The 5,771-nt window shown below is 75.5% G+C and carries 2 protein-coding genes; both read left to right on the plus strand.

Translation table 11 applies throughout. The annotated features are described in order from the left end of the window. On the plus strand, nt 1–2,625 hold a 2,625-nt coding region (locus ACWDBB_RS35885; RefSeq protein WP_449793601.1), incomplete at its 5' end, for an SDR family NAD(P)-dependent oxidoreductase. 78 nt (nt 2,626–2,703) lie between these two features. Then, nucleotides 2,704–5,771: type I polyketide synthase (locus tag ACWDBB_RS35890; RefSeq protein WP_449793602.1), on the plus strand; the 3,068-nt coding region annotated here is incomplete at its 3' end.

Genomic DNA, 5,771 nt, shown 5'->3' on the forward strand with positions numbered 1-5,771 from the left:
ATGTTGGAGGAGTTCCGGGCCGTTGCCGAGGGGCTGACGTACAGCGCCCCGCGCATCCCGGTCGTCTCCAACGTCACCGGGGACATGGCCACGGCCGAGGAGCTGTGCTCGCCCGAGTACTGGGTGAGCCACGTCCGCGAGGCCGTCCGCTTCCTCGACGGGATGCGCACCCTGGAGGCCCAGGGCGTCACCACCTTCGTCGAACTCGGCCCCGACGGCGTGCTCTCGGCCATGGGCCAGGACTGCGTCGACGGGCCGGACACCGCCTTCGCCGCCGCCCTGCGCGGCGACCGGCCCGAGCGGGACGCGCTCGCCGCCGCCCTGGCCGTGGCCCACACCCGTGGCGCGGCGGTCGACTGGGAGGCCCTGTTCGCCGGCTCCGGCGCCCGCCGGGTGGACCTGCCGACCTACGCCTTCCAGCGTGAGCGGTACTGGCCGAAGGTTGCCCAGGCGGCCCCCGCCGGCGGCACCGAGCACGACCCGGCCGAGGCGGACTTCTGGGCCGCCGTGGAACGCGGCGACCTGGCCGCGCTGACCGGCACCCTGGACGTCCGCGGGGACGAGCCGCTGAGCGCGGTCCTGCCCGCCCTGTCGTCCTGGCGGCGCCGCAACGCCGACGAGTCGACGCTGGACCGCTGGCGCTACCGCGTCAGCTGGCGCGCCCTGCCCGGCGACCAGGACGGCACCCCGTCCCTGGCCGGCCGCTGGCTGGTCGTCGAGCCCGCCGACCGGGCCGGCGAGCGGCCGGCCGGCGACCTGGCGGACCTGCTGGCCGGGCACGGCGCCCGGGTCGCGCGGATCACCGTCGACCCGGCGACCGCGGACCGCACGGCCCTGGCCGGCGAGCTGCGCGAGGCCGCCGGCGGTACGGAGGCCCCCATCGCGGGCGTGCTCTCCCTGCTCGCGCTGACCGGGCGCTCGAACGCCGAGCACCCGGGCCTGTCGGCCGGCCTGTCCGGCACCCTGGCCCTGGTGCAGGCGCTGGGCGACGCCGGAATCGGCGCACCGCTCTGGCTGATCACCAGCGGCGCGGTCTCCACCGCTCCGACGGACCGGCTGCGCAACGCCGTCCAGGCCCAGGTCTGGGGCCTCGGCCGGGTCGTCGGGCTGGAGCAGCCGCAGCGCTGGGGCGGTCTGCTGGACCTGCCCGAGACGCTCGACGACCGGGCGCGGCAGCACCTGGCGGCGGTCCTCGCCGGCGCCGACGGGGAGGACCAGATCGCCCTGCGGTCCTCCGGCGCGCTGGTCCGCCGGCTGGTGCACAGCCGTCCGCTCGGGGCGGCCGAGGCGCCGGCCCCGTGGATGCCGCGCGGCACCGTGCTGATCACCGGCGGCACCGGCGCCCTCGGCGGGCAGGTCGCCCGCTGGCTGGCGCGGGCCGGCGCCGAGCACCTGGTGCTCACCAGCCGGCGCGGAGCGCAGGCCGCCGGGGCCGCGGAGCTGGCCGCCGAGCTGACCGGGCTCGGCGCCCGGGTCACCCTCGCGGCCTGCGACGTGGCCGACCGCGCGGCCGTCGCCGGGCTGCTCGCCGAGCACCCCGTCGACGCCGTGGTCCACGCGGCCGGCCTGGACCTGGCCGTACCGCTGGCCGAGATCACCGCGGACCAGCTGGCCGAGGTGCTGGCGGCCAAGGTCGGCGGCGCCGTCCACCTGGACGAGCTGCTCGGCGACACCCCGCTGGACGCGTTCGTGCTGTTCTCGTCCATCGCCGGCATCTGGGGCAGCGGAACCCAGGGCTCGTACGCGGCCGCCAACGCCTTCCTGGACGCCCTGGCCGAGCAGCGCCGCTCGCGCGGCCTGGCCGCCACGGCCGTCTCCTGGGGCCCGTGGGCCGGCGGCGGGATGGCCGAGGGCGAGGCCGAGGGACACCTCGCCCGCCGCGGGCTCCCGGCGATGGCACCGGAGTTGGCCGTCGCGGCGCTCGACCGGGCACTCGGCCTCGGCGAGACCGCGGTGACCGTCGCCGACGTGGACTGGGCGCGCTTCGCCCCGGCGTTCACCGCCGGCCGGGCCCGCCCGCTGATCGCCGACCTGCCCGAGGTCGCCGCGGCCCTCGCCGACGACGGCCCGCAGAGCGGCCCGCGCACCGGCGCCTCCGGGCGGCCGGTCCTGGTGGAGCGCCTCACCGAGGCCCCGGAGGCCGAGCGCAGGCGCCTGCTGGTCGACGCGGTACGGACCGAGGCGGCGGCGGTGCTCGGCCACACCGGCACCGACGGTGTCGGGACGGCCCGGGCCTTCCGGGAGCTGGGCTTCGACTCGCTGACCGCGGTCGAACTGCGCAACCGCCTGAACGGCCTCACCGGCCTGCGGCTGCCCGCCACCGTGGTCTTCGACTACCCGACGCCCACGGCCCTGGCCGAGCACCTGCACCCGCAGCTGCTCGCCGACCCGCGGTCCGGAGACGAACCGCTGCTGGACACCCTCGCCCGGCTGGAGGCCGCGCTCGCGCAGCCGCTGCCCGACGAGGACACCGGCGAGGAGGTGGTCGCCCGCCTGCAGGCCGTCCTGGCCCGCTGGAGCGACCGGCGCGACGCGCCGACCGCCGCCACCACCGCGCAGAAGCTGGACGAGGCGACCGCGGACGAGGTCTTCGCGTTCATCGACAACGAGTTGGGGATGTCGTGACCGGCATTCGACAGAGCACCACCGGACTGCCGGATCACCAGAAGGAGTTGGCCAGCGATGGTCGCTGAAGAGAAGCTGCTGGGCTACCTCAAGAAGGTCACCGCCGACCTGGCGGACACCCGGGAGCGGCTGCGCGAGGCCGAGTCGGCCTCCACCGAGCCGATCGCCATCGTCGCGATGGGCTGCCGGTTCCCCGGCGGCGTCGACTCGCCCGAGACGCTCTGGCACCTGCTGCGGGACGGCCGCGACGCGATCACGCCGTTCCCGGCCGACCGCGGCTGGGACCTGGACGCGCTGTACGACCCGGACCCCGACCGGCAGGGCACCAGCTACGTCCGCGAGGGTGGCTTCATCCACGGCGCCGCCGAGTTCGACCCGGCGTTCTTCGGCATCTCGCCGCGCGAGGCCCTCGCCATGGACCCGCAGCAGCGCCTGCTGCTGGAGACCTCCTGGGAGACCATCGAGCGGGCCGGCCTCGACCCCGCCGCCCTGCGCGGCACCCGGGTCGGCGTCTTCGCCGGCACCAACATGCAGGACTACACCAACCTGCTGCTGATCTCCCAGGAGGGTTTCGAGGGCCACCTCGGCACCGGCAACGCGGCCAGCGTGGTCTCCGGCCGCATCTCCTACACCCTGGGCCTGGAGGGCCCGGCCGTCACCGTCGACACCGCCTGCTCCTCCTCCCTGGTCGCCCTCCACCTGGCCGTCCAGTCGCTGCGCAACGGCGAGTGCACGCTCGCCCTGGCCGGCGGCGTCGCCATCATGTCGACGCCCGGTGCCTTCCTGGAGTTCAGCCGCCAGCGCGGCCTCGCCGAGGACGGCCGCTGCAAGCCCTTCGCGGCCGCCGCCGACGGGACCAACTGGTCCGAGGGCGTCGCGATGCTGCTCGTCGAGCGGCTCTCCGACGCCCGCCGCAACGGCCACCCGGTGCTCGCCGTCGTGCGCGGCTCGGCGATCAACCAGGACGGCGCCAGCAACGGCCTCACCGCCCCCAACGGCCCCGCCCAGCAGCGCGTCATCCGCCAGGCCCTGGCCGGCGCCCGGCTCACCCCCGCCCAGGTCGACGCCGTCGAGGCGCACGGCACCGGCACCTCGCTGGGTGACCCGATCGAGGCCCAGGCCCTGCTCGCCACTTACGGCCGCGGCCGCGCCGCCGCCGACCGGCCGCTGTGGCTCGGCTCGGTGAAGTCCAACATCGGGCACACCCAGGCCGCCGCCGGCGTCGCGGGCGTCATCAAGATGGTGCTCGCCATGCAGCACGGCGTGCTGCCGCAGACCCTCCACGTTGACCAGCCGTCCCCGCACGTGGACTGGTCGGCCGGCGCCGTCGAGCTGCTGACGGAGTCGCGCGACTGGCCGGAGACCGGCGAACCGCGCCGGGCCGGCGTCTCCTCCTTCGGCATGAGCGGCACCAACGCCCACGTCATCCTGGAGCAGGCACCCGCGCCGACCGCCGAGCCGGCGCAGGCGCCCGCCGGGACCCCGGGCACCGCCGCCCCGCTCCCGCTGCTGCTGTCGGGCCGGAGCGCGGACGCCCTCGCCGCCCAGGCCGGACGCCTCCGCGCCCACCTGGCGGAGCACCCCGAACTCCCCCTGGAAGCAACGGCCTTCGCCCTCGCCACCACCCGCAGCCACCACGAGCACCGCGCCGCGGTGACCGGCCACGGCGACCGCGACGCACTGCTCGCGGCGCTGGACGCCCTCGCGGCGGACCGCCCGCTGGCGGGCGTGGCGCGGGGCGTGGCCGGCGACGGACGGACGGCGTTCCTGTTCACGGGGCAGGGCAGCCAGCGGCCGGGGATGGGGCGCGAGCTGTATGCCGCCTATCCGGTGTTCGCGGAGGCCTTCGACGCGGTGTGTTCGCGGGTGGAACTGCCACTGAAGGAGGCGGTGTTCGGGGAGGACTCCGCGGTTCTGGCCCGTACGGAGTTCACGCAGGTCGCGCTGTTCGCGATCGAGACCGCGCTGTACCGGCTGGTGGAGAGCTGGGGGGTCCGTCCGGACTTCCTGGTCGGCCACTCGATCGGTGAGATCGCGGCCGCGCACGTGGCCGGTGTGCTGTCGCTGGACGACGCCGTTGCGCTGGTCGCGGCTCGTGGCCGGCTGATGCAGGCGCTGCCCGAGGGCGGTGCGATGGTGGCGGTCAAGGCCACCGAGGCCGAGATCCTGCCGCTGCTGACCGCCCAGGTGAGCATCGCGGCCGTCAACGGGCCCTCCTCCGTGGTGATTTCCGGGGATGAGTCCGAAGTGCTGGCGATCGCAGGGCAGTTCGAGAAGACGAAGCGGCTCAATGTCTCGCACGCCTTCCACTCGCCGCTGATGGACGGCATGCTGGCGGACTTCCGCCGGGTGGCGGAGGGCCTGACCTACGTGGCGCCGCAGATCGCCGTGGTCTCCAACGTGACGGGTGCGGTCGCGACGGCCGAGGAGCTGTGCTCGCCCGAGTACTGGGTCCGGCACGTGCGTCAGGCGGTTCGCTTCGCTGACGGGATGCGCACTCTGGAGGCCCAGGGCGTCACCACGTACCTGGAGCTGGGCCCCGACGGCGTGCTCTCGGCCATGGGCCAGGAGTGCGTCGAGCAGGGCGTGTTCGTTCCGGCGCTCCGGAACGGCCGGGACGAGCGGGCCGGTGTCGCGGAGTGCCTGGCGAGCCTGCACGTCCACGGCGTCCCGGTGGCCTGGACGGCGGAGGTGGCGCTTCCCCCGGTCGAGCTGCCGACGTACGCGTTCCAGCGTGAGCGCTACTGGCCGACGGTGGCCTCGGGCTGGCTGGGCGAGGTCGCCTCGCTGGGCCTGGGCGCGGCCGATCACCCGCTGTTGGGGGCCGGCGTGTCGCTGGCCGACGCGGAGGGTTTCCTGTTCACGGGTCGTCTGTCGGTGGAGTCGCACCCGTGGCTGGCCGATCACGCGGTGCTGGGTTCGGTGATCGTTCCGGGCACGGCGTTCGTGGAGCTCGCCGTCCGCGCGGGCGACCAGGTGGGTTGCTCGCTGGTGGAGGAGCTGACGCTGGAGGCGCCGTTGGTGCTTCCGGGGTCGGGTGGTGTGCAGGTTCAGGTGACGGTGGGCGCGGTGGATGCGTCCGGGCGTCGTTCGGTGGCTGTGCACGGTCGGGCCGAGGGCTCGTCGGAGTGGGTCCGTCATGTCTC

This window comes from Kitasatospora sp. NPDC001095 (assembly GCF_053598615.1).